This window comes from Helicobacter sp. 12S02232-10, assembly GCF_002272895.1.
Lineage (GTDB): Bacteria > Campylobacterota > Campylobacteria > Campylobacterales > Helicobacteraceae > Helicobacter_J.
The window spans coordinates 10,980-35,722 of sequence record NZ_MLAQ01000001.1 but is presented as its reverse complement, the minus strand read 5'-3'; the positions used below and the strand labels follow the sequence as shown (position 1 = coordinate 35,722).

The 24,743-nt window shown below is 35.1% G+C and carries 26 protein-coding genes, 1 tRNA gene and 1 other RNA gene; 5 read left to right on the top strand and 23 right to left on the bottom strand.

Annotated elements, in window-relative coordinates; all coding sequences use genetic code 11:
• Window positions 1-10: 10 nt before the first annotated feature.
• The 7 genes from BKH41_RS00185 to lolA form a co-directional block, all read right to left on the bottom strand.
• Window positions 11-895: an ARMT1-like domain-containing protein gene (locus BKH41_RS00185; RefSeq protein WP_095296357.1), complete on the bottom strand. Its 885-nt coding sequence runs from the start codon at window positions 893-895 to the stop codon at window positions 11-13.
• The gene (locus BKH41_RS00180) at window positions 885-1,394 is read right to left on the bottom strand and encodes a DUF3972 domain-containing protein (protein WP_095296355.1); all 510 of its coding nucleotides are present in this window, start codon (window positions 1,392-1,394) and stop codon (window positions 885-887) included. Before BKH41_RS00180 ends, BKH41_RS00185 begins: the two co-directional genes overlap by 11 nt.
• 90 nt (window positions 1,395-1,484) lie before the next feature.
• Window positions 1,485-2,804: an aminotransferase class V-fold PLP-dependent enzyme gene (locus BKH41_RS00175; RefSeq protein ID WP_095296651.1), complete on the bottom strand. Its 1,320-nt coding sequence runs from the start codon at window positions 2,802-2,804 to the stop codon at window positions 1,485-1,487.
• A gap of 28 nt (window positions 2,805-2,832) precedes the next feature.
• Entirely contained in the window at window positions 2,833-3,165 is a 333-nt protein-coding gene (locus BKH41_RS00170; RefSeq protein ID WP_095296650.1) for a histidine triad nucleotide-binding protein, read from the bottom strand.
• A 247-nt stretch (window positions 3,166-3,412) separates the two neighbouring features.
• Window positions 3,413-4,114 carry a hypothetical protein gene (locus tag BKH41_RS00165; RefSeq protein WP_095296354.1) on the bottom strand — a complete coding sequence of 234 codons (702 nt, stop codon included), beginning with the start codon at window positions 4,112-4,114 and terminating at the stop codon, window positions 3,413-3,415.
• Window positions 4,115-4,552: 438 nt separating this feature from the next.
• Window positions 4,553-4,919, bottom strand: a transfer-messenger RNA (tmRNA) gene (ssrA, locus tag BKH41_RS00155).
• A 49-nt stretch (window positions 4,920-4,968) separates the two neighbouring features.
• Window positions 4,969-5,490 carry a LolA-like outer membrane lipoprotein chaperone gene (lolA, locus tag BKH41_RS00150; RefSeq protein WP_180762678.1) on the bottom strand — a complete coding sequence of 174 codons (522 nt, stop codon included), beginning with the start codon at window positions 5,488-5,490 and terminating at the stop codon, window positions 4,969-4,971.
• A gap of 97 nt (window positions 5,491-5,587) precedes the next feature.
• Here lolA and secA point away from each other — a divergent pair, with 97 nt between their 5' ends.
• From secA to BKH41_RS00135, 3 genes are all read left to right on the top strand, one after another.
• Window positions 5,588-8,167 carry a preprotein translocase subunit SecA gene (gene secA, locus BKH41_RS00145; RefSeq protein WP_095296348.1) on the top strand — a complete coding sequence of 860 codons (2,580 nt, stop codon included), beginning with the start codon at window positions 5,588-5,590 and terminating at the stop codon, window positions 8,165-8,167.
• A complete protein-coding gene (locus BKH41_RS00140) occupies window positions 8,160-9,395 on the top strand; it encodes an ABC transporter permease (RefSeq protein WP_257875353.1) in 1,236 nt (411 codons plus the stop codon). Before secA ends, BKH41_RS00140 begins: the two co-directional genes overlap by 8 nt.
• A 169-nt stretch (window positions 9,396-9,564) precedes the next feature.
• Window positions 9,565-9,813, top strand: coding sequence for an RNA-binding protein (locus BKH41_RS00135; RefSeq protein WP_095296344.1), 249 nt, complete (start codon window positions 9,565-9,567; stop codon window positions 9,811-9,813).
• Between the two features lie 15 nt (window positions 9,814-9,828).
• On the opposite strand, the gene thiE is transcribed toward BKH41_RS00135, so the two are convergent.
• From thiE to BKH41_RS00070, 13 genes are all read right to left on the bottom strand, one after another.
• Window positions 9,829-10,431: a thiamine phosphate synthase gene (gene thiE / locus BKH41_RS00130; RefSeq protein ID WP_257875351.1), complete on the bottom strand. Its 603-nt coding sequence runs from the start codon at window positions 10,429-10,431 to the stop codon at window positions 9,829-9,831.
• Between the two features lie 2 nt (window positions 10,432-10,433).
• On the bottom strand, window positions 10,434-11,372 hold the full coding sequence (gene hemC / locus BKH41_RS00125; RefSeq protein ID WP_095296341.1) for a hydroxymethylbilane synthase: 939 nt from the start codon (window positions 11,370-11,372) through the stop codon (window positions 10,434-10,436).
• Complete coding sequence (locus BKH41_RS00120; protein ID WP_095296339.1) at window positions 11,372-11,791, bottom strand: FxsA family protein; 420 nt, start codon at window positions 11,789-11,791, stop codon at window positions 11,372-11,374. Before BKH41_RS00120 ends, hemC begins: the two co-directional genes overlap by 1 nt.
• 2 nt (window positions 11,792-11,793) lie before the next feature.
• Complete coding sequence (gene proS, locus BKH41_RS00115; protein WP_095296337.1) at window positions 11,794-13,542, bottom strand: proline--tRNA ligase; 1,749 nt, start codon at window positions 13,540-13,542, stop codon at window positions 11,794-11,796.
• A 10-nt stretch (window positions 13,543-13,552) separates the two neighbouring features.
• Entirely contained in the window at window positions 13,553-14,884 is a 1,332-nt protein-coding gene (gene hemA / locus BKH41_RS00110) for a glutamyl-tRNA reductase (RefSeq protein WP_095296335.1), read from the bottom strand.
• Window positions 14,884-15,777, bottom strand: coding sequence for a polyprenyl synthetase family protein (locus tag BKH41_RS00105; RefSeq protein ID WP_095296333.1), 894 nt, complete (start codon window positions 15,775-15,777; stop codon window positions 14,884-14,886). The genes hemA and BKH41_RS00105 overlap by 1 nt, the downstream gene beginning before the upstream one ends.
• 8 nt (window positions 15,778-15,785) lie before the next feature.
• Entirely contained in the window at window positions 15,786-16,175 is a 390-nt protein-coding gene (locus tag BKH41_RS00100) for a hypothetical protein (RefSeq protein ID WP_095296331.1), read from the bottom strand.
• Window positions 16,168-16,455 carry a DUF2018 family protein gene (locus tag BKH41_RS00095; protein ID WP_095296330.1) on the bottom strand — a complete coding sequence of 96 codons (288 nt, stop codon included), beginning with the start codon at window positions 16,453-16,455 and terminating at the stop codon, window positions 16,168-16,170. The genes BKH41_RS00100 and BKH41_RS00095 overlap by 8 nt, the downstream gene beginning before the upstream one ends.
• Window positions 16,456-16,457: 2 nt before the next feature.
• Window positions 16,458-17,753 carry a histidinol dehydrogenase gene (gene hisD / locus BKH41_RS00090; protein WP_095296328.1) on the bottom strand — a complete coding sequence of 432 codons (1,296 nt, stop codon included), beginning with the start codon at window positions 17,751-17,753 and terminating at the stop codon, window positions 16,458-16,460.
• 99 nt (window positions 17,754-17,852) lie between these two features.
• Complete coding sequence (locus BKH41_RS00085) at window positions 17,853-18,287, bottom strand: Dps family protein (protein ID WP_095296326.1); 435 nt, start codon at window positions 18,285-18,287, stop codon at window positions 17,853-17,855.
• A gap of 75 nt (window positions 18,288-18,362) precedes the next feature.
• Window positions 18,363-19,409, bottom strand: a complete 1,047-nt coding sequence (locus BKH41_RS00080) for an ATP-binding protein (protein ID WP_257875367.1) — start codon at window positions 19,407-19,409, stop codon at window positions 18,363-18,365.
• A gap of 16 nt (window positions 19,410-19,425) precedes the next feature.
• On the bottom strand, window positions 19,426-19,731 hold the full coding sequence (locus tag BKH41_RS00075; RefSeq protein ID WP_095296322.1) for a hypothetical protein: 306 nt from the start codon (window positions 19,729-19,731) through the stop codon (window positions 19,426-19,428).
• A complete protein-coding gene (locus tag BKH41_RS00070; protein ID WP_095296320.1) occupies window positions 19,731-20,774 on the bottom strand; it encodes a flagellar basal body P-ring protein FlgI in 1,044 nt (347 codons plus the stop codon). The genes BKH41_RS00075 and BKH41_RS00070 overlap by 1 nt, the downstream gene beginning before the upstream one ends.
• 133 nt (window positions 20,775-20,907) lie before the next feature.
• Between BKH41_RS00070 and BKH41_RS00065 the strand changes: the two genes are divergently transcribed.
• Window positions 20,908-20,985, top strand: a tRNA-Pro gene (locus BKH41_RS00065).
• Window positions 20,986-21,094: 109 nt separating this feature from the next.
• Window positions 21,095-21,223, top strand: coding sequence for a hypothetical protein (locus BKH41_RS10020; RefSeq protein ID WP_257875350.1), 129 nt, complete (start codon window positions 21,095-21,097; stop codon window positions 21,221-21,223).
• A 70-nt stretch (window positions 21,224-21,293) separates the two neighbouring features.
• On the opposite strand, the gene BKH41_RS00060 is transcribed toward BKH41_RS10020, so the two are convergent.
• From BKH41_RS00060 to BKH41_RS00050, 3 genes are all read right to left on the bottom strand, one after another.
• Window positions 21,294-21,863 (bottom strand): hypothetical protein, encoded by a 570-nt coding sequence (locus BKH41_RS00060; RefSeq protein WP_143428673.1) that lies wholly within the window; start codon window positions 21,861-21,863, stop codon window positions 21,294-21,296.
• A 404-nt stretch (window positions 21,864-22,267) separates the two neighbouring features.
• Window positions 22,268-24,097 (bottom strand): hypothetical protein, encoded by a 1,830-nt coding sequence (locus tag BKH41_RS00055; protein ID WP_095296316.1) that lies wholly within the window; start codon window positions 24,095-24,097, stop codon window positions 22,268-22,270.
• Window positions 24,090-24,500 carry a hypothetical protein gene (locus tag BKH41_RS00050; protein WP_095296314.1) on the bottom strand — a complete coding sequence of 137 codons (411 nt, stop codon included), beginning with the start codon at window positions 24,498-24,500 and terminating at the stop codon, window positions 24,090-24,092. The genes BKH41_RS00055 and BKH41_RS00050 overlap by 8 nt, the downstream gene beginning before the upstream one ends.
• Window positions 24,501-24,743 lie beyond the last annotated feature (243 nt).

Genomic DNA, 24,743 nt, shown 5'->3' with positions numbered 1-24,743 from the left:
TTTTTATTTATTATCTATTTTGTTTAAAAATCATTCTTCCCAAATTAAAATCTAAATAGTTCGCAACAACATTGCATTTAATCTTAAAAAGCAAAAAAATCCGAGAATCCTCTTTCGATTCCAAACATTCAAAGTTTCCCATTCCTTTTGCCAGAATAATATCAGCTTCATCAAAAAGTTTTTGGGCAATGGGTGAAGCAAATTCATAAATAAAACCTGGACTTTTTACACCACTATCAACAACTTCACAAAGATCAAATATATTTTTACATTCTGAATGAAAAATCAAATCATTCAAAGTAATATCATTAATAATCGGAATACCTCTGACAAAATAAATGATTCTCAAATCAGGATAATGTGTTTTGAGCGTTTTAATCAGAATCTCATCAAATAAATTCTCTCCAGCATTATCCCCAATATAAACAAGAGTTCTTGAATGCTCCAACTTATCCATAAAAGGCTTCAAATCAAAGATTGCAAAATCCAAATGATCCAAATTAAAAATTTGTTTGTTGATATCAAAACTTGTAGCACTTCCATAATCAATAACATTTCCCAATGCAGCAATATGAATCGCCCATTCAAGTTCTGAAAAAACATCAGGAAAAAAAGGTTTATCACAAAGAAGCCTATCTGTTATGTGTTTGGCTTTTTGAATACAATCGGCTTTAATATTTTGGTAAATATCAGGATTTCCTGTTATGGAAGCTATAGTACCATAAACTTTGGTAGCAAGTTGTGGAGGAGGAGCTTGCACATTTTGCGATGATTGGAGTGCCAAATCAGTAGCACTTAAAGTTTTTTGGATAATTTTATCAGGCTGCGAAGTCAGCTTCATTACATATGAAGCTTGATTAGCTAAACATAACAAACACTCTTTTTTAGTCTTCATTTTGCCCGCCTCCACTCAGGCTAGAAACCTTACCCCACATTAAGCGATATTTTCTTTTCATAAATTCAATTTCTTCACGTGCGCTCTGAAGCTCATTTCTCATCGTTTCAATTGTTTTTTTATCATCATCATAAACTTCTTGCATTGAAATCAAGGCATCTTTAAGAAAAACATTTTCATTTTTAAAAGCACTGATGGTTTCATCTTTTGCTGCAACCACCTTATCATGTAATCCTAATATCGTGCTGATGGTCTTTTCCACAAAAATAGGGTCTAAAACGTTCCCATTCATATCTGCAGATACAAGATTATTTTCAACTCTTTTAATGATTGCATTTGTCCCGCTTGTAGCATCAATAAGTATTTTTCCGTTTTGAGTTTTGCTTTGAATAATACCTTCTTCAATTAGCTTCAAAACTCTCTTTTCTTCAATACCTGAAAGCTTGATAAATTCCTCTACACTCAACCAAGTTGTATTTGGAGATATTTTATTATCCATTCAATCCTCTCAATCCTCATTTATTAATTATACCAAACCTGATAAATGCAACCAATTCAAAATCAAATATTAGTCTTACAATTTATGCCCCTATGCCCCACGCAATTTTTTAACAGCTTTTTTCAAACTATCTGTAAGATATTCAATATCCTCTAAAGAATGCGTATAATGTAAACTGACTCGCAACCATCCGGGTTTTTCTTCCAAATCTTGCGAACTCATATCTTTCATCTCAAGCAAATCGTGTCCGTAAGGACCTGCACAGCTACATCCTGCTCGAGTCTCTATAGAATAAACATTGCTTAAAAGATAAGCGAGATCATAAGGTGAGACACCCCCAACGTTAAAAGACACGATACCTAATCTATCTGCGTCCAAATTCCCATATATTCTGACAGCAGGAATTGAAGCAAGTTCATAGAGAAAAGCTTGAGTTAAAATATGCTCTCTGCGCCTGATGGCCTCCAAAGAATACTCATCCCGGAGCATATAGGCAAGTGCGCTCTTATATGTCTGGAGAAGTCCAGGCGTCCCTGCTTCTTCTCTGATTTGAACATCTTCAAAATATTCTTGGGTTTTTCTATTTGCATACTTGATCACACCCCCTCCCCCAAAACTTGGTGGGATGTCTGTATCTACAAGATATTTTCTGATTCCAAGCAATCCATTTGTCCCAACTCCCCCTAAAAGCTTATGCGCAGAAAGAAAACAGGCATCAAAAAGATTAGCATCAATATTTCCATACGCAGAAAAACTTGCCATATCAAAACCCAAAACAGCACCATATTTCTTACATAAAGCACTGATTTCCTTGTGCGGCGAAATAATACCGGTTACATTTGAAGCTGCGCTAAAAGAGGCATAAATATTCTGATCGCATTGAAGATATTTTTGAAAAATTTTTAAATCCAATAATCCTTCCGTATCTAAGGGGACTCTTTGAACATTACAAAGCCCTTCTCTCCAACTGATTTCATTGGAATGGTGTTCATAAGGACCTATCAATACTTTAGGCAAAGTTAAACCCTTGATTTTGTTAAAGAGAAAATGTTTTGTTTTTGAGGGAATATAAATTCCCAATATTTCTTGGAATCTCTTAATTGCTCCAGTGGCCCCAAACCCTGCGCAAATAATCGCAAAATCTTCGCCCAATCCTAGACTTTTTTTTAAACTCTCTTTGCTTCTTTCATAGACTGCCCACATTAAAGATGCGTGACTTGAGGCTTCAGAATGCGTATTAGCATAGTAGGGTAATAGTTTTTTTACGCGTTTTTCCACAAGCATACTCGCCAATCCTGAAGCTGTCCAATCAAAATAGCGAACACCTTTTTTTAAGATAATACTTTGACGCAGTTGTTCTAATTTATCGATATCAGGATTCAAAAGCGGTGCAAAAAAACTCTCTAACATTTCATTCTTGCGCAACATTTTAAAACCTTCAAATCAAATCAGGCCATTTTAATTTGGCTCCCCCAAGAATATGAAAATGCAAATGAGGTACTTCTTGACCTCCATCTGTTCCAGTATTTGTAATCAAGCGATACCCTTTGTCTTTAATGCCAAGCTCCTCAACAACCTCTAAAATAAAATCACTCATCTCAGCCATCAAATCCGGTGTTATTTCATTAAAATCCCTGATATTCTTTTTAGGAATTGCAAGCACGTGGATAGGAGCTTTTGGAGCTATATCGTGAAAAGCTAAAAATTTTGAATTTTCTAGAACTTTTTTGCACGGAATCTCTCCGGCAACAATTTTTTCAAATATGTTCATTTTTTCTCCAAATCTTAAATTTTTCAAAATTATATCTCTTAATTAAAGCAAATACGCTAAAAATTTATATCACAATTTCAAGCAATGGAAAATAACGAAGAATCTTATTTCACTTAAAAGAATTTAAAACTTTTTAAGATGTCTAGCACTTATACAACGGACAGAATCGATAAAAATCATCAATCCTTATTATTGATGAATTTTTTGATCTGATTTTAATGTTTAAAAGTCATAGTCAATTTCTTTCTTATAAAACAAAACCTATAGAAATCAAGAAGGCACCTTTAATTAAGCTTTTAGATGAATTTTCTTTTGGAGAAAATTCAAATCTATCAGAATTCTCAGCAGTGATTTGAGGATTTAGATTGGAATAAGGGATATAGCCTAATCTTACAAAATAATTAGTTGTTCCATCGTTATTAAAACCTACTACCCCGAGATATACAGACCAATTGTTTATCAAACCTCCGACATCAAACTCAGTCCCGCCAAATACTCCAAATTTATTACTGAATTGATACATAGCATCCAAAGCTAACGGGATGGTATAGCTTCCTGACTTTTTGTCATCATCAACAAGTCTTATCTCATAACCTATACCGATTCGGGCACCAACTGCAAAATGTTCTGTAAATCTATAAAGCGGACCTGCCGAAATAATGAAATTTAAAAATACACTACTGGTATCATTTGATGAAAAAAATTTCATACCCCAATCCATACCACCATAAGCGGTAAAACCCGGTTTCCATCTTTCTTTTTTTGAGGGTACTTGTTTCTCTTTGGTTTCATTTTCAATTACAGAATCTTGATTTTCAATCTCAGGTTTTATTTCTATAGGAGCTTCAGCACTAGTTGAATTCTTTGTTTCTTGTTTAGAAGTTTCTTGGGAATATATCACCCCATTAAAACATAAACAAACTAAAAAAACTGAAAGCAGTCTCTTCATTTCTTTCCTTTACAAATCAACAAACAAATCTTAATAAATTTTTATAAGCATACAACAAAAAAACCCTATCCTTTAACATTCTTTATATTCTAACGCTTTCTTTCTTGCCTGTAAAAGAGAAAATTGAGGATAAGAGCCAATTGTAATGACTTTTCTTTGTTTTTGATAGGTAAGCGAATTTGAAAAACTTTTAAACCACTGCTTCTTATCAATAATCTTAACCCATTACCATCAAATAAAAAATAATTCTTTTCTTTGGGTTTGGCATTTTTAATTTTAAAATCAGTCAAGTCTAATCCCCTTGTTTAGCAGGTAAACCCAACCAAGTGGTTACCAAAAATAGCGTTTTTTGAATTATATCCAAATTGGTAACCACTTTTTAATGGTTGTAATATACTACGAAATGACTATGAATTACTATGGAAAAAGAAGAGATTGTGGTGGAGCTGTGGGGAATTGAACCCCAGTCCAAAAACCATACCCAACAAGAGCATCTACATGCTTAGATAGGATTGAAAAATCTTTTCACTTAAACGCTCAATCCCCAAAGCATTATAAGCGAGCAACCAAAATCTTTCCCTATAAACAAGGTGTTTTATAGAGGCATCTAGCGTGATGATGATCAAACCGATGAGCTAGCATCATTCGGAAAGACCAGCTCCTAAGAGTAAGTTAAACTCACGCGACTTTTGCGTAAGCTGGAGCGTAATTTGTATTGTTTGCGTTTATTTTCTGTGCAGTTTTACAGCGTGCAGCTGGCATGCAACCCAAGCGATACGGCTCCTGTCGAAGCCATTTCAGCCCCATTATTCCCATTATTATTGAGACATACGATTATATCCAAATTTCATTATCTATTGATGGATAATATCAATATCATCACTAGGCACAAAGACAAAATCGCTATCTTTAAGAGGGATATTCATTCGAACATTTTTAAATTCAATCCGAACTTCATTTCCAAATTCGTCGTTAAATTCAAGCAAATAAGGTTTTTTATCTTTGAAAGTCAAAAAATATGAAGTTTTTCCGATCACAGAAAGATACCGTCCATCTTTTCCTAAAACTGCGGTTTTGATAATGGAAAGAAAATCGGCTTTCTCTTCCAAATGCGTGATAGTGGCCTGATAAAGATTGGGTTCATAAACAATCACATTTTGAGCATTGATATAAATTTCTTTTTTCAAAGGCTTCAAATAGGTCCATTTTGCCAAATTAGGTACTTTTGCTTCAATATTACCCTCATAGGAAATTTTTCCCTCATTTTCACTAGAAACATTTTGAACAAAATCTGCCCAAAAACTTTTAATATTCTCTCCTGCCCCATAAAGAGCATTTACAAGCATCAATAAAATCAACACTTTCAATAGATGCATCATTTACCCCGATTTTACTTTAGTTTAAAGAAATTTTATTGTAACTATGTTAGAATTCAGGTTAGCTTAAAATTGAAAAACACGAGGATAAATCCAAATGATACAAACATTGATAGGAAAAATCATCGGCACAAGAAACGATAAACTGGTCAAAAAATACCAGAAACGCGTTCAAGCCATCAATGCCTTAGAATCTAAATATCAGACAATGGATGATGAAAAACTTAAGGCTGAATTTTCTGAGCTTAAGGCAATGGTTCAAAATAAAGAAAAAACTCTTGATGAGGTTTTGGAAGCCAGTTTTGCCATTACTCGAGAAGCTTCCAAAAGAGTTTTAAATATGCGTCACTTTGATGTGCAGCTTATTGGAGGAATGGTCTTAAATGATGGGAAGATAGCCGAAATGAAAACGGGCGAAGGAAAAACGTTAGTGGCAACCTTAGCAGTAGCTCTAAATGCAATGTGTGCCAAAAGTGTTCATGTTGTCACCGTTAATGATTATCTAGCAAATCGCGATGCCAAAGAAATGGAGCCTCTTTACAATTTCTTGGGTTATAGTATTGGTGTGATAACAGCTGAAGTCAAAGACGATGGAAAAAGGCTTGATACATATGCCAATAACATCGTTTATGGAACCAATAACGAATTTGGATTTGATTATTTACGTGACAATATGAAGTATTCTTTGGATCAAAAAGTTCAAAAAGAACATTTTTTTGCAATTATAGACGAAGTAGATTCAATTCTGATTGATGAGGCTAGAACACCTTTAATTATCTCTGGTCCTGTCAATCGAAAAATGGAAAATTACGAATCTGCTGATAAGGTCGCCCAAAAACTTAAACCCAAAGACGATTTCAGCATCGATGAGAAAAATCGCATCATTCTTATCACTGAAAATGGTATCAAAAAAGCCGAAGAACTCTTTGGAATTGAAAATTTATATAGCATTGAAAATGCTGCACTTTCCCATCATCTTGATCAAGCCCTTAAGGCAAATTATCTCTTTGCTAAAGATAAAGACTATGTAGTTCAAGAAGGTGAAGTCATTATCGTTGATGAATTTACAGGCAGACTAAGCGAAGGACGCCGTTTTAGCGAAGGCTTACACCAAGCTCTTGAAGCCAAAGAGGGCGTGAAGATAAAAGAAGAAAGCCAGACTTTAGCAGATATCACGTTTCAAAATTACTTTAGACTTTATGAAAAACTCTCAGGTATGACAGGCACTGCACAAACTGAAGCAAGTGAATTTTTGCAGATTTACAATTTAGAAGTTGTCTCCATACCAACCAATGTTCCTATCAAGAGAAAAGATCTCAATGATCTCATCTATAAAAGCGAAGAAGAAAAATTTGAAGCCGTCATCAAAAAAATCAAAGAACTTCACACCAAAGGACAACCCGTATTGGTAGGAACAGCAAGCATTGAAAAAAGCGAAGTCTTGCACCATCTTCTTCAAAAACAACGTATTCCCCATACCGTTCTAAACGCAAAACAACACACAAAAGAAGCTGAAATCATTAAAGATGCCGGCAAAAAAGGAGCGGTTACTATTGCCACAAATATGGCAGGAAGAGGCGTGGATATAAAACTTGAAGAAGAAATCAAAGAACTTGGCGGTCTTTACATTATTGGTACAGAAAGGCACGAAAGTCGCAGAATCGATAATCAACTTCGCGGAAGAAGCGGGAGACAGGGCGATCCTGGAATCAGTCAATTTTATCTCAGCTTAGAAGATCCGCTTCTTAGAATATTTGGTAGCGATAAAATCAAAGGCGTAATGGAAAGATTGGGATTAAAAAACGGCGAACATATTGAATCGGGACTTGTGACTCGTTCCGTGGAAAATGCCCAGAAAAAAGTAGAAAATTTGCATTTTGAATCAAGAAAACATCTTTTGGAATATGACGACGTGGCTAATGAACAACGAAAAACCGTCTATAAGTTTAGAAATGAACTTTTAGATCCCAATTACAACATTAGCACACGCATTGAAGAAAATCGTGCATATACTCTCTCTCAAAGTCTTGCTAAAACTCAAGCGTTTAAAAATCAAGATATTCAAAATGCAGATATAGAAACCCTAAAAGCAATCATCAAAGAAGATTTTGGAACTGATCTCCAAATGAATGAATCAGACGTGCTTGATGATGAAGCTATATACCGCTTCATTCTCGAAAAAATTACCCAAGCTTATGATAAAAAAATGTCTTCTTTAGAACCTGAACAAAAAAATGAAATTGAAAGAATTATCTATTTACAAGTCCTTGATAACGCTTGGAGAGAACACTTATATACAATGGATAACCTCAAAACCGGAATCGGACTGAGAGGCTATAATCAAAAAGATCCTTTGGTGGAATATAAAAAAGAAAGTTACAATCTGTTTTTAGAGTTGATTGATTCGATAAAATCAGAAGCTATCAAAACTCTCCATATCATTCAATTCCAAGCTGAAGACACCAATCAAAAAGCACAAGATTCTACACAAAAAATCCTTGAAGAACTTGAACAATCTCAAGAAGAGCTTGATTACAATACCGATGAAATAGAACTTGATATCAATCCCAAAAAAATATCCCGAAATGAGTTATGTCCGTGCGGGAGCGGAAAAAAATATAAGCAATGTCACGGAAAAAGCGGTCCAAAAAAAGGATTGCTGGCAAAAAATGCTTAATACCGCAACTCTAAGCAAATTTTTAATCAAACGCTATCTACGCTTTGACAAAAGCCAACCTTTCATTTCTATCACTGCTATCCTTGCATTTTTAGGTGTTGGAGTGGGCGTGATGGTACTGATTGTGGCAATGGCGATTATGAACGGAATGACAAAGGAGTTTGAAAAAAAACTCTTTGTTATGAACTACCCCCTTACCCTATTTGCGACGAGTAGCAAAGGGATCTCTGAAAAAGTTCTTGAAGCATTGGAAAATAAATTTCCTGATCTCTCTTTCAGCCCCTATCTAAGAATACAATCGGTTGCAAGAGCTAATGGAATAATGTCTGCAGGCATTGTTTTTGGAGTAGATATTCAAAGAGAAGCCAAAATTAATGAAGTATTTGCAAAAGCACTTACCAAAACAAATATTTCAGATTTTCATAAAAATAAGTTTTCTGTCATTGTCGGAGAAGGGCTTAAGGATTTGTTATTGCTCCAAAATGATTCCAAAATTAGCCTATTTTTCACAAAACTTGAGCCAACTGGGCTAACCTTTTCGCCCATTATGAAAAGATTTGATGTGAAAGGTTTTTTTGATTCAGGTCTCAAAGCATATGACACAAGCTACATTTATACCAATCTTTCAGCAATTGCTGCCATTAAAAACATTGATTCTAAAACCTATGATGGGATCCATATTTTTTCCCTCAAGCCAATGGAAGACATTACCAAAATCAAGCAAGCCCTTTTAGAAATTCCCAATTATGGCATAGGAATTGAAGGTTGGTGGCAACAAAACGGAAATTTCTTTTCAGCGATGGCATTAGAAAAAAGAGCCTTATTTATTGTATTGATGTTAATTATTCTGATGGCTTCATTAAATATCATCAGTTCTTTATTAATGGTAATTATGAACAGACGCAAAGAAATTGCACTCCTTCTAAGTTTGGGAGCGACTTCTGCTGAAATTAAAAAAACATTTTTTTGGCTTGGAAACTGCATTGGAATTGGAGGCATTTTATTGGGCGTAATCTTGTCCATCATAGTCTTATATATTCTGGCAACTTTCCCTATTATTTCCTTGCCTGCAGATGTTTATGGCATTACCAAACTCCCTATCGATCTCTCTCTTACAGATTTTTTTTCTACCATCATCGGAGCGGTTATAATCGTTTTCATTTCATCTTATTACCCTGCAAAAAAAGCTTCTAATATTGATTCTTTATCTGTTTTGAGGAATGAGTGACATCGTTTTAATTGTTTTTAAGCTTAACTAGCTTACTATTACAACACTTTAAGTATGTAAGTTTGAGTTCTTATTGGTATTTTCACATTCCTGATTCCTCAGCCTACACAATTAAAGAATAAGTGTTTGTTGAGGTTCGCCTCTAATTTTAGCATAACGGAGAATAGATTTGAAAAGTATTTATGTAGGAAATCTCGCCTATAGTGCGACCAACGAAGATATCAAAGAGCTTTTTAGCAAATACGGCAACGTAGTGTCAGTAAAGCTTGTGAGCGACAGAGAAACTGGCAGAGCAAAAGGCTTTGGTTTTGTAGAAATGGAAGACGATCAAGCCCTAAAAGCTATCAGCTCTCTTGATAACACAGAATTTATGAGCAGAACCATCAGAGTAAACGAAGCCAATCCCAAGACAAGATAATCCGCATTTGGAAGATTATTTCTTCCAATGCTCGATCATCAACTTCGCATTTTTTTGAATATCTCCTTGCCAAAGTCCCCCAATTACTGCAACCATTTCTACATCTTTTAACAAATGAATATTTTGATGATTAATCCCTCCAATCGCACAAATTGGAATACTTAACTCTTGTTTCGCTTTTTTGATAATATCTAAAGAGACTCTTTTAGCATTCGGTTTGGTTTTAGAATCAAAAAAAGCTCCAAAAGCAACATAATCCGCCCCTTCTTCTTGAGCCTTTAATGCCAATTCCAAGCGATCATAACAAGAAACTCCGATTTTTCCCTTAAAACGTTTCCTAACTTCTCTTAAAGAACAATCTTGTTCTCCAATATGAACCCCATCTGCGCCAACCTCAATAGCAAGATCAACTCTATCATTCATAACAAATAAAACGTCATTTTCAGCACAAAAACGAACAAGTTTTAAAGAAAGATTCAAAATTTCCTCATCACAATGACTCTTATCCCGAAGTTGAAAAATTTTTAATCCCCCCTTAATGGCTTGTCCCAACATTCTAAAAATCTCATCATTAGGATTTAAAATCTCATTGCTAATCCCATAAAGACCTTTAAGCAAAGCTATTCTCCAAACATCATTTTCTGCGCTCTCTCTAAAAGCTCTTTGGCACCTCTTTGGATAAAATTCTCAGCAAGTTCTCGAGCTAAAAATTCTCCATCTCCTATATTCCCTTCAATTCTATCTTGAAGAATTTCAGAACCATCAGGAAGCCCCACGATTGCATTCATATAAACCTTATTATCAGAAATTGAAGCATTCACACCGATAGGAACCTGACACCCCCCCTCCAAAGCCCTCACAAATGCCCGCTCAATATTGCAACATATAGCTGTAGGATTATGATTGAGACATTTCAATAGAGAAAATACTTCTCCGTTTTCAAGTGCCTCTACACCTAAAGCACCCTGCCCCATAGCCGGAATCATTATCTCTGTGGATATAGGCGATATATGTCTAACTTCAGAAGTATCTATACCTAAACGATTCACGCCTGCACAAGCCAAAATAATTGCGTCAAATTCTCCATTTTCAAGTTTTTTAAGCCTTGTTTGCACATTCCCACGCAAACTTTGGGTATCCAAATCAGGTCTAAAGGCTTTGATTTGCATTGAACGTCTCAAAGAAGTTGTACCGACTTTTGCCCCTATTGGCAAAGCTTTAATATCACAATACCGATGACTCAAAAAACAATCCCTGACATCTTCACGCTCGGTAATACAAGCAAGCCCAAGCCCTTGAATAAAATCAACCGGAACATCTTTTAACGAATGGACTGCTAAATCAATTTTTCGATCAAGCAGCATTTCTTCAAGCTCTTTTGTAAATAATCCCTTTCCTCCAATTTTTGCAAGCGGTACATCTAAGATTTTATCACCTTTTGTTTTTACAATCTGAAGTTCGCTTAAAATTCCTAATTCACTTTGAATCCTTTGTTGGATATGCTTAGCTTGCCACAAAGCCAAAACACTACCCCGTGTCCCTATGATAAGTTTTTTCATCACTTCTCCTGCTTTAAGTTTTCATCATCAGGAATTATTTCTACATCAATGATCTCATCATCATTATTATTTTTTGGATGCTTTTTAAAAAAATAAGCGTTAGAAATTAAAAATCCCACGCATTGTAAAATAATTCCGAAAAAATCACTCAAAATACCCGGAAGTATTAAAAAAAATGCTCCAAGCATTCCAAAAAAACTACTGCTTAAAAACTCCATCGACACAATCCTGCCCTCAAAAAGTCCAGATAAGCCCTTTGCTATACTCAAACGCCCCCGAAATAAAATAAAAAATCCAAAAATTCCACTGACAATAATTTCTAAAAAATATATCCAAGCACCAAATTCTTGAACAAAAATCACAATCGAAAAAAGCTCAAGCACCAAATATAAAAAACCTCCAATGTACAAAAAGGGCATTTTTAATCTTTCTCTAAAATTTTAAGAATTTGCTCGAGCAAACCATCACAATCCAAATCTTGTTTTTGTAAATTTTTTCTATTGATAATTTCAATTTTTCCTTGTTCAAGAGTTTTACCCACAATCAACGCATATCTTGAACCAATAAGCTCAAAATCGACCATTTTAGCGCCAAATCTTAAATCCCTCTCATCAAGCAAAACATCCACGCAAGCTCCAAGCAGTTCTTCATAAATTTTATGAGCAAAAAGATTTTGTTTCTCATCTTTTATATTGGAAATGATAATACTCAAATCAAAAGGCGCGCTCGCTCTTGTCCAAATGCACCCTTTAGAGTCGCTTTTTTGCTCCAAAATAGCTGGTAGCAAACGACTTACCCCAATACCATAGCACCCCATTTCAAAAGGAATACTTTTCCCATCCCGATCAAGAAAAACAGCCCCTAAAGCCTTTGAATACTTTTGCCCGAGCTTAAAAATATGCCCGACTTCAATGCCTTTTTTATAATCAAGCCTTCCTCCACAACAAAGACATTGATCCCCTGCTTTGACCTCGACAATATCGTCATAAATCAAACCCTCAAATGAACTCAAATCCACACCAACAAAATGGTAATCTTTCTCATTAGCACCACAAATCAAATCACGTTCTTCTCTCAAATCTGCATCAAAAACAATATAACGTGCATTTGTAATATTCTTTAAAGCATAAGGACCAATAAATCCAGGCTTAAGCCCCAAACTCTCTATTTCATCGGCAGTGGCATCTACAAGCTCCAAAGCATCTGCGCCTAATTTGTTAATAGCGTTCAAGGCTTTGGTAATCTCAAGATTATCATCTCCTCTTAGGAAAAAATAAACCAATTCTGGATTTTTATTTGCAGAAGAATCAAAAATAGCCTTTCTAACCACTGCCTTCAGAGTAAAAAACTTATCGACTTTAAAAAAATCTGCAAGCTTTTCAATCGTCGAAACATTGGGGGTGTAAAATTTTGCAAAGGAAGCCTTAGGTGCATTTTCAGGCTCAAGACGCTTCGATCGTTTGGCCGCTTCAATATTAGCTGCATAATCGCAATTTTGACAAACAACAATCGTATCTTCGCCACATTCTGCCAATACCATAAATTCCTTACTGCCACTTCCTCCGATAGCCCCACTATCAGCATCTACAACCCTAAAATCAAGTCCCAAAGCCTGAAAAATATTCCGATAGGTTTTCTCCATCAGCTCAAATTCTCTCTCCAAATCCTGCTTACTTGCGTGAAAACTATAAGCATCTTTCATAATAAATTCTCGTGCTCGCATCAGTCCAAATCTAGGTCTAAGCTCATCTCGAAACTTCGTATGAATCTGATAGAGATTAAGCGGAAGTTGCTTATAACTTGTCACATAAGATTTTACAATTTCTGTAACGCTTTCTTCGTGCGTAGGACCTAAAACAAATTCGTTTTCTTTTCTATCTTTAAATCTCAAGAGTTCTTTGCCGTATTTCTCATATCTCCCACTCTCTTTCCAAATATCAGCAGGAATCACAAATCCCATCATAATTTCTTGGGCACCAGAACGATTCATCTCTCTTTTTATAATTTGAGAAATTTTATCCAATACCTTTTTTCCAAGCGGCAAAAAATTATAAATCCCACTCCCGATCTGATGGATAAAACCGGCGCGAATTAAAAATTGATGGCTTTTAAGTACGGCGTCTTTTGGTGTTTCCTTAGCCGTTGGAATAAAAATCTTGGAAAATAGCATTTAAATCCTTTTAGTTCAAAATTGTGTCATATTCGCATTTATAACGATTGATAAGTATCACTTCATCATCAATGTTAAAAACGCTCTTGATAGCTTCAATGATAGGATCAGCCTCTTGTGTATCTGAAAATTTTTTAATATTAATCGTAGGCTGGTGCAAAAATGCGTTAAAGGCACTGTGAAGAATCTTTGCAACATTCTCTTGATATTCCTTAGGAAGAAAACCTTTTTTTACCGCCCTATCCAATTCTTTTAAAGAAGCGTCTTTGGCTAAATCTCGCAATTTTTTAATCAAAGGCTCCACGCCCAAACTTTGCAGCCATTTGAAAAATTCCAACGTATAAATCCCTATGACCTCATAAGCTTTAGTCGTGTTTCTTTTCCTGTTGGCAATATTTTCATAAACAACTTGTTCCAAATCATCAACAGTGAATAAAAAAATTTCATTGACATTGGGTTTTTCAATATCTCTAGGAACTGCCAAATCAAACCAAAAACGCTTGAAATTGGTAAGTTCAATCATTGAATTTAAAATAATCGGATAAGATGAAGAAGTAGCCGAAAATAAAAGGGGGTATTGATTGATAAGAGTGGGAAGCTCTGAAAAATTCCCTACCTCCACCATTTTGCCATATTCATTATTAAGCTCGTGTGCAAGCCCAAGTGCTCTTTGTTTATTGCGATTAAGCAATAAAATGCGATAACCACAGGCAAGCAAATGTTTGCTTGCTAAAGTGCCTATCTCACCTACCCCCACAACAATGGCAATCTTGTCTTTTATCTCACTTTGTTCAAGCATTGCATTAGCCTCTTTAACAGCTACCGATGCAACAGAAACCGCGTTTTGTGAAATTTGCGTAGAATTCCTTACTTGAGCTGCACATCGAAATGCAAAATGAATCAGTCGGGTTAAATTTTTACCGCAAAATCCATGATCAAAACAAAACTTATAAGCACTTTTGAGTTGTCCTGCAATCTGTGTTTCTCCAACCACAATGCTATCAAGGCTACTTGCCACACAAAATACGTGATGAACTGCCCCTTGATCAACATAAACATCTGCTACTTCTTGTAAATATTTTAAATCCACACCCTTAATCTTGGCAAACAATGCCAAAACAAAATCCTTATTATTTTCTAAATTTGAAGCATAAATATAGATTTCTACCCGATTGCAAGTTGAAAGCAAAAGCACTTCTTGGATATCAGGATTTTGGCTCTTCATCGTTTGCAAAAAAATCTTCAAATCTTCGCCTGAATCAAAGGCAAGTTTCTCCCTCATCGCAATTTCGGTATTTTTATGCGAAAAGCTGATCGCCAAATATCCCGCTGTATATTCCATCAAAACTCCCTATATATCATACTTTCAACCACTTCTTCCAATAAGCGATTGTTTTGATCCTTAATCGAAGCAATGGCCAAATTCCCGTATTTTCTAGCTTCAGCAATTACGAGCGGTATAATGTTGTATTTGTAAAAATGTTCTTTGAACCACTTTTGGGCATCTATTTTATCTTCTCTAAAATAAGAAATCAAAATTTTTCTCTGATCTTCACCAAGTGCTTCATACAACAAAATGTAAGGCAAGGTGCTTTTCCCTTCCTTGAAATCATTCATAACAGGTTTTCCAAGAATACGTTCATCTTGAGTAACATCAAGCAAATCATCGACAATTTGAAATGCAATTCCCAAATTAAGTCCGTAATCCCTATACTTTGCACTGTCCAATCCGCTTAAAATGGCTGCTGACTCAGCACTTGCAGCAATCAAAGAGGCAGTTTTATCCCGCAACATCTGAAAGTATTTTTCCTTATCTGAATTGAAGCTTTCCCCCATAAATACATCATCTATTTCTCCTCTTGAAAGCTCAACAACAGCATTTGAAATACATCTAGCCACCCTATCATCTATCTTTGTAAGCTCAAAAAATGCCTTTGAATAAAAAACATCACCTAGCATAATCGAATTCTTATTTCCAAAAACCGCATTTAAAGAAGATTGTCCTCTGCGGGTTTCTGATTCATCAATCACATCATCGTGAAGCAAAGAGGCGCTTTGGATCATCTCAATAACCGCACACAAATCGATTACTTTGGGATGATGAGGACATATGGCCAAAATAAGCTTACTTCTTAACATTTTCCCGCAAACCACTTGAGAAAAAAGATGGGAAACGTTCGGATTACCAACCTGATCCATAAAACTTCGTATTCTCTCTTGGACTTCCCCTAACATTTATCTCCCTATTGTTTTAAAAATTGAGCGTCGCCAGATATTCCCAACCACAATGAAGCAGTATTTTCTTTTTGATTAAAATCCCTAAAGGAAACGTATAAATATGAAACTTTTCCAACAGGATCATTCCCAAAAAGCTCAAGCTTAAAAGTATCTCTTTGATAATCTTTATATAAAATAAATTGATAAGGAAACTTATCATAATTCAAATGAACCACAAGACCAAAATTCTTATACAATGTCCATCTTAAAAAAAGAGGTTTTTGGACATAGTTTTTATAAACCATCCCCTTATAAAACTGATCTTTTTTTAAAACAACATTTTGATCAAAACTCCAAACTGGAGCTTTGGAAAAAACCAAAGTTGCAAAAATAAATAAATAAAAAAATTTATTCATTTTCACTCAAAATTTTAGCCATCGATTCAATAGCAATATTATTTTTTTGATGCTTGACTTTTTCTTGAAATTCCACATCTTCCTTGAGCCTCATATATAATTCTTTGAGCTTATTTTCAAGCTCAAACTCTTCAAATGCCACCTCATAAATCGCTTGCAATTCTAACATTCTTTCAAGCTCAATACCTGAAAGATTCCTGCTTGCATTGAAAATAATATCTTTCCATTTTTCAATCGGACTGCCCTCAAGCATTTCAAGATCATCAAATTTTTCCCACATTATCACTCCTTTATTCTAGCTAAAACGGCTTCCTTATGCGCACCAAGCCCTTCAAGATGGGCCAATTTAGCACAATCCTCGCCAAGCTCCAAAATAGCTTGTTTTGAAAAACTAATAATAGAGCTTTTTTTCATAAAATGCTCCGTTCCTAAAGGAGAAAAAAACTTTGCACTTCCTCCTGTAGGTAACGTATGATTAGGACCAGCAAGATAATCACCTATAGGTTCAGGTGTATTTTCACCTAAAAATATTGCACCTGCATCTTTAATTTTAGGCAAAAGCTCAAAAGGATTATACGTGAGTATCTCTAAATGTTCAGGTGCAATCTCATTGCTCAAATCAATGCATTCTTCAATATTTTTGGCAATGATAATCATCCCCCGATTAACAATGCTTTCTTCAGCAATGCTTTGACGTTGTAAAGTGCTTAAAATTTTGCGAAGATGAAAGATAGTTTCATCAGCTATTTTGGAACTTGGTGTGATTAAAATCGAGCTTGCCATCTCATCGTGTTCGGCTTGAGAGAGTAAATCGTGAGCGATATATTTAGGATTGGCACTTTCATCAGCAATAATGCCAATCTCACTAGGACCTGCAATCATATCAATAGACACTTCACCAAAAACAAGTTGTTTAGCAGTGGCAACAAAAATATTTCCTGGACCTGTTATAACATCGACTTTCTTAATCCCCTCGATGCCATAAGCCATCATCCCGATCGCACTTGCCCCACCGACTTTATAAATTGTTTTAATTTGGCATAAATGAGCTGCCCCAAGCAAAATATCATTGAGCCGATTTTCAGGAGTGGGAGTGCATACAATAATTTCTTTGACACCTGCGACGATTGCAGGAATGGCATTCATCAGCAAAGAGCTCGGATAAGCCGCTTTTCCTCCGGGTATGTAAAGACCTGCCCGCTGGACAGGAGCGATCTTTTGACCCAAAATCGTCCCATTTTCTTCCAAATCCAGCCAAGTTTTTGGCTTTTGTTTCAAATGAAAAGCATAAATCCTCTCATAAGCGGTATGCAAAGCACATTTTACATCCTCGCTCAAATTCTCATAAGCGTTTTGACACATCTGCGGAGATACGCAAATGTCCTCAAACCCAAGCGGATTCCAACGATCAAATTTTGCAATATGCTCCAAAACCGCTTTCAGTCCGCGTGAAGAAACATCATCAAGCAAACTCTGAACTTTCGTTTTGACATCTTTTATATCAAGTTTTCCTCTATCCAGCACCTGCTGAAATTTCTCCTTAAAACTCGAATCGGCAGTATTTAGTATTTTTATCATAGCAAGCCCTGTTAAATCTCATTCCAAGTATAAACAGCTTATATTATAACACAACTAAGAAGCAATGGAAGAAAACACCCCTAAAGGGGCGAAGAGAAATTAAGCTAAATGTGCCTTTAACATCCAAAGAGATTTTTGAAGCTTGGCAGTTTGATCATCTGCATAATTTGCAGTTACCTTGTCATTTTCTTTATCAGCCAATTCAGACAATTGTTTAAATTCTTTTTCAAGATATTCATAATCTTGCAAAATACCTTTAAAAACTTCATCTGATCGAAAATCTGATCGAATCTCTTCTTTTACTTTAGCAGTTTTTAGTGCCTCTGTAAGAGTGACTACAGGCTTATCTCCGATTTGTACAATCCTTTCAGCAAGATCATCAAACATATCAGCAAACTCTTCATAAATTCTTTCTGTCGCTTTATGGGTGTGATAAAAATCAGAACCCTTAACATTCCAGTGAAAATTGTGAATTTTCATAAAAAGTACGATGGAATCAGCTTGAAGCTGTTTGAGTAATTTAACGGTATTCATTTGTATGTCCTTATTTGAAAATTTTATCTTTAGATAATGTTGATTATATACCATTAATAGTAAATTAAAGTTAATCTAAATAGAGTTTGGAATCTTGATTTCAAAAACTTTCTCTCTATCTTCCAAAAGTTCAATACTTCCTCCATGAGCCTCCACAATTTGCAAAGAAAGTGAAAGTCCTAGACCATTCCCCTTGAGTTTTGTAGTCTTAAAGGGTTCAAAAAGAAGATTTTTATTTTCTACTGCTTTGCCATTATCGGCAATACGAAATACAATCTGTTCCTTATAAATATTCACATCAACTTTCACCCATCCCCTACTTTCCTCTCCTTCTTCAATTGCATCAATGGCGTTATAGACAAAATTTTGTAATACAATCCCCATTAAATTTAAATCAAAAAATGCCTCCTGCATCCCAAAATCAAACAAAAAATCTATTTGCTTGGTGTAAGTGTATTGCTCAATAGCCTCTTCCAAATCATCCTTAAGGTCATTCAAATTACACGCACTCTTTTGAATACTCACGCCTTTAGAAAAAAGTAAGGTTGCGCTAATAATCCTTTCGACCCTCCATAAAGCCTTTTGTATCTCAAAAACGATGGGTTTTGAAGCATTATCCACGCGTTTCAGCAGTGTCGATGCCAAAAGCGAAATCGATCCCACAGGATTACGGATTTCGTGAGCCAAATGTGCCGAAACTCGCCCCATAGAAGCCAGTCGCTCCTGTCGCTTTTGAAGCGTGATATCCATAGCCGTTACAATCTGTTTATTTTGAATACTGTTGCTTTGAAATAAATAGGTTTTTTCATCATAATCAACTTCGCCACTAAAATCCTGTTTTTTAGCCTCTTGAAAAATAATCTCAATCTGATTGGCCAACGTATTTTTATAAAAAAAACTACCACCATTATTGATCACCCATATCGCTTGGGGTAAAATCTCAATGACCCATTCATAAAGAGCTTTATAGTCTTTAAATTCTTTCTCAATCTTATAAGTTTGAAGTATGAACTCATTCAAAAGTCCAAGAAGCTCCTGTTTATCTTGAGAGTTAATTTTCTCAAGCACATCTTGACCTATTACTTTTTCATCAGTATCTGTAGTATCTTCAAGCTGGATGATGTTCTTATCTGAATGTTTATCGCTTGCCAAGCTGCTGCTCTTTCAAGAAATCAAACAATAGCTCACTATAGCCAAAACTCCCGCTAAGCTGCTTTGATAAAGTGTCCTTATACATTGACTGATAGATCTCTCCTCCTGGCTGCTTAGGGTAAAGTGGATCTTCAAGCTTCAAGGAAGTTTCAAGTAGAAATTTTAACAGCAAAGCTTCAAATTCATTGGTTTGCTCTTTCAAAGCCTTATCATCACCTTTTAGCCCACGTTTATCCAAAACCTTTTGAGTTTGGTAGTTATTATAAAGATTGATTGCATCTGACTTTATCATCATATCACCTCAATTTCAGCACTGATTGCGCCACTTTTTTTCATTGCTTCAAGAATGGAAATCATACTTTTGGGGCTTGCACCCATTTTTTGCAACGCTTTCACGACACTAGAAATAGTCGTAAGCTTGCCATTTGAGCTAAGCGTATTTTCTTTGGGATCAAAGTCGTTATCCCCATCAAGCTTTTGAGATTGCCCATTCAAAGGATCTTTAGTGATTTTGATAGTAATATCCCCGCTTGTAACAACCACAGGATGTACGATAATTCCCACTCCTGCCACGATAGTGCCTGATTTTTCATCAATAATAATTTTATCTCTGTTGGAATAATCTACATTCACTTCTTGAACAAGTGCGAGAAACTCTACCATACTCAACTTCTCAGGTCGTGCAATTTTAATTGTCCTAGGGTCAATAGCAACAGCGATATCAGAACCAAAAACCTCATTGAGTGTATTTTGGATTTTGATGGCATTTTGAAAATTTGACTTTTTCAAACTCAGCGTCATCCCTGTTTTATTATAAAGATCATAGCTTACCTCACGCTCTATCGTAGCCCCATTAACAACGGTTCCTGAAAGAAGATTTTGTGAGCTTCCCAAAGCTACAGCTCCTTGAGCAATGGCGTAAATATTTCCATCGACTGCAGTCAATGGTGTCATCACAAGCGTCCCACCCTCAATAGATTTTGCATCACCTATAGAAGATATCTGTATGTCGATCTTATCCCCCTGTCTCCCAAACGAAGGTAAAGAAGCTGTAATCATTACTGCTGCGACATTCTTGGATTTGATGTCTTCAGGAGAAATTTTTACATTCACGCTCTCAAGCATATTTGCTACCGATTGCATCGTAAATTTTGAACTCGTCTTATCTCCTGTCCCATTTAGTCCGATCACTAAGCCGTAACCGATGAGCTGATTATCCCTCACCCCTACAATATTAGCAATATCACCTATTTTCTCCGCCTGCAGTTTCAAGCCAAATAAGCATACTAAAAAACACACTAGAAAAATTCCGCTTGAGTGCCTTTGAAATACCATAAAGCTCTCTCCTTTAAAATCATAAACTCTACTCCAAAAAGCAACAAACATTCCATATTTTCAAAAATTCTACAAATGCTTCGCAAAAATAAAATTTGAACGTTTTTATGTTACAATGCCACTTCTGGTTTTACGGAGTATGGCGCAGCCTGATTAGCGCGCACCCTTGGGGTGGGTGAGGTCGTGGGTTTGAATCCCGCTACTCCGACCAGTCTATAAGACTTTATAAATAAAATCCTGATTAAAATCATCAAAACTAAATTTTATGCCGATAAATCCGATATTATAAAGCAACGGTCAATACAATACAGGAGAAAATAATGAAATTTTTATCACCCCTTGTGATTGCAATCCAAATATTTTTTATAGCCTGTGATGAAATGCCCACAAGTCCGGGTAAAAAATATTGGAAAGATTTACTGGAAAAAGCTGAGAAAAACAGTAATTAAGACTTTTATCGTTATACTCTATAATCACCGATTTAGCAACCATTTTAATGTCCAATAGTGCCGCAAGACTTTAATCTTTATTTTTCTCCAAACTGCCAGCTATTTTAAGCGATCCATTCGGATTGATCAAACCATCAGCTTGATAAAGGAATGAAGCAAGTTTGAAGATGTAGTCACTATAGGCTTTAAAGATGCAATAATGATAGATGTGTGCAATCCAATCAAAATTGTCGCCACGTTTAAAGTTACATTTACCATTTCTTTTTCTTAGCATTTCCCTTGCAATGTTTCTAGCTTCCATTTTGAGCTTTGGATTTCCTTTGATGATGGCTTGATACAAAGAAGAGAAGAGATTATCTTTAAAAGCAAGTTCATCAGAACTACAAATCATATCTTCAGTACTAATATCTTTTGCTTTGGTGATGTTTTTAAGATTTTTATCTTTGATTTTACATTGAAAGCTTGGAGGATATGAACCATATGAGTCATATTCCACCTGCGCTTTAACATAATCTTTTTCACCCTTAAATACAATATTAAGTCTTCCAGTGTCGGTATCCAACCGATCATCAGCAACTAGAAGTGTGTAGAAACAATCAAAATCAATTTGTCCATTTCTTGCTTCAACGAAATTTGTCATTACTATAGAAAATACTTTCATATTCTGATTTGCAAAACTTATGCCTGATGGGAAAACAGTTGCCCCAATCGGCTGCATATTTGATAAGGTATAGGACGATGAAAGCTTGGTAAATATAGCAAAAACAGAAACGATCGGTATCAAATATCGTTATAAAATCGCATTTCTCTGCCACTTCCTCAAAATTCATCATCTCTTTTGATCACCTATTCTCTGTTTGGCTTGGCACCAAAAACCTCAGGATATGCTTTGAATGCTATAAAATATTGATATGTTTTATAGTATTCAAAGCAGTGATAATGCCCTTGTATTTTTCTCTAAAGATATTGTAGTCTCTAACATTATTTTTCCTCTTAAGGATCTCCTGATTCCAATTTCCTAGAGGACTATGAGTCAAAGAATACTTATAACTCACTTTTTTCCTCCCCTATCTTCACACTTACACTTATTACTGCTTTTCTGATATAGGCAAATACCACATAGGTATTGGCTTGCAAATCCCACTGGAGCTTCTTGAGATCTAAAAGAATACTTTCTCCAAGCTCATTATCATTGTGGCAATAATAAGTATCAAAAGAATCAAGACCAAGATCAAAAAAAATTTTCTCATCTAAGATTACATTTTCTTTTTTTAAATGAACAAAGTTGTCTAATGTTTCTATATTTTTGCCATCTTTAGAGATTTGATCTAGTTTAGCTTGAATGGCTTTGTTTTTTTCTTGAATATTCTTTTTATTTTTTCTTTGTGGTTTGTTACTTAAAGCGATATACCCCCATTTAATCAGATGCTTTTGCTCTTGAATAGTTTTAGGATCATTAACCATCATAGAACAGATAGCTCTAAGAAAAATGAAAGAATCAGTCATATTCTGCTTATCTAACACATTGTCTTCTTGAACAGGACTGGCTTCATTACCAGCTTGTGGTTTTAGGAAAACTTTTCTTTTTATAATTCTACTAACACCAAAAGAGGGGATGAAGAAAAAATTCAAATCACAAAAGATTCTCACTTTATTAAAATTTATGGGGACATTGAATATGGAGGTATGGATAAGAGGAGAACCATCAAAGAAATGAGAATAATGAATCAAGGAATCATTGCTTGGGTTGCATTGATTGTTTGGCTGGGTTTTATTTGTTGATTTATTTTGGTCAGATTCTTTATTGCTTGATTCTTTCGACAATCTTTCACTAATCTTTCTCTCAAAGTTAAATTTCATCTGAATGGATTCAGGATATGCTTCATTGTTATTTTTTTTGTTGGGAGCGAGCAAAAGGCATTCATAAATTCCCAAGAGGTCTTGATTTTTTTCTTGATTGGCATCATTCACTCCCTTGCCCGTTTTTCTTTTTTGATAAATCTCTAAACTGAGGGCTTTATAGAGATAGGTGTCTTTTTTTTGAACAGACTCATTATCTTCTTTATGGGTTTGACTCTGCTTTTCTAAAAATTCTAAAGAAGGAAAGGATTTTTCGAGATGGGTTAAGATCTCTTCTATTTTTTCTTGATTCTTTGAATAATAATTAGAGATATAAAGATAGCGGGAGTCTTTAGGAAGTTCTTCATGGGCAGAAGCTCTAAGAAAAAATGCGATGTAATCAGAATAGTCTCTTTTGGTCAAAGGATTAAAATTATCGGTTTGAGAAGAGTTGTCAGGTTGGTTAGTTATTGTCTCATAAGCTTTGAGATCGTTTTGATAACAATCAGAAATCCATCTTTTCAAGATAATAGGAAGAGTTTGAAAAAAAAGAGAATCATTCTCTTGAATAGCCTCAAAGACTTTTTTGATATTAGTAGGGATTTTATTAATTTTATCTTTGCTATAAACATTATTGACTAAAACCTCCACTAAAATAGTGGCGATGGCAGAAGCAATAACAGAAAATGCAATATAATAGGAATCCTTTTTGAACACACGAAAAAAAAATTTAATCCCCCACAACACAAACCTACTCTTCCTAAAATCTGCCGATGTTTTAGTTATATCTTCAGCCTTGGCATTACCATAGGCAATCACCACGCCTAATTTCTCTGCGTTAAAGACAAATTTGGATTCTTTTGCATTTGCTTGAAATTCTCCAAGGTTTTTTTTTACCTGATCGACCCTTTCTTGAACAACCTCAAGCATTTTTGTCGCTAACGTCAAGATATTAGAGCTTTGAGATTCAAAGGTAATTATGAAATTATTATTGGTATTAAAATTAGATTGTGTATCATTGTTACCGCTATTCATTTGTCCCCTTTATATAAGTAAATCCAATGCCCAAATCTTTCAGATTATTTTTTAATTCTCCTGCGATTCCTAAGATTATTATCGGTTCAAATTCAAACATCCTTTTAACGGCTCCATCAAATTCTTTTTCTTGTTTATTGCCACTATAATTTTTGATCCTTTCCCTACTTTCTTGATGGGAGTTTGTAATTTTATGGAATTGTTGGGGATTCAAGATGAATTTCCTTAAATGGTTCATTGTTAGATTATTTATCCAATAAATCAATTTTTTCAAATTATATCGACTCAGTTCTTTATCTTCTTTTTGCAAGGCTTCCTTTATTTCTCCTCTAAGGGCATCGATGATAAGTCGCTTTTGGGCAAGATTACTTATCGATTCTCTTTCAAAGGTAGTATAAGTCATCACTCTTTTAACAAATAAAAAACAGTGTCCTTTCACAGCTAAAGTACTTATCGGACTTTAAAACAATAGAACTCAAAACTAATACCCCCCCCCCCACAATGAGATCTTAGTTTTAATGGTTTCTCCAAATTCTTTATGATAAGCCATTGTATAGATTTCTTTCTTTGCCAACTTTATTTAATTTTGTTTTCTGTATTGATTGGTTCATTTTTTGATTATGAATATGCAATAAGCTCTATTTGA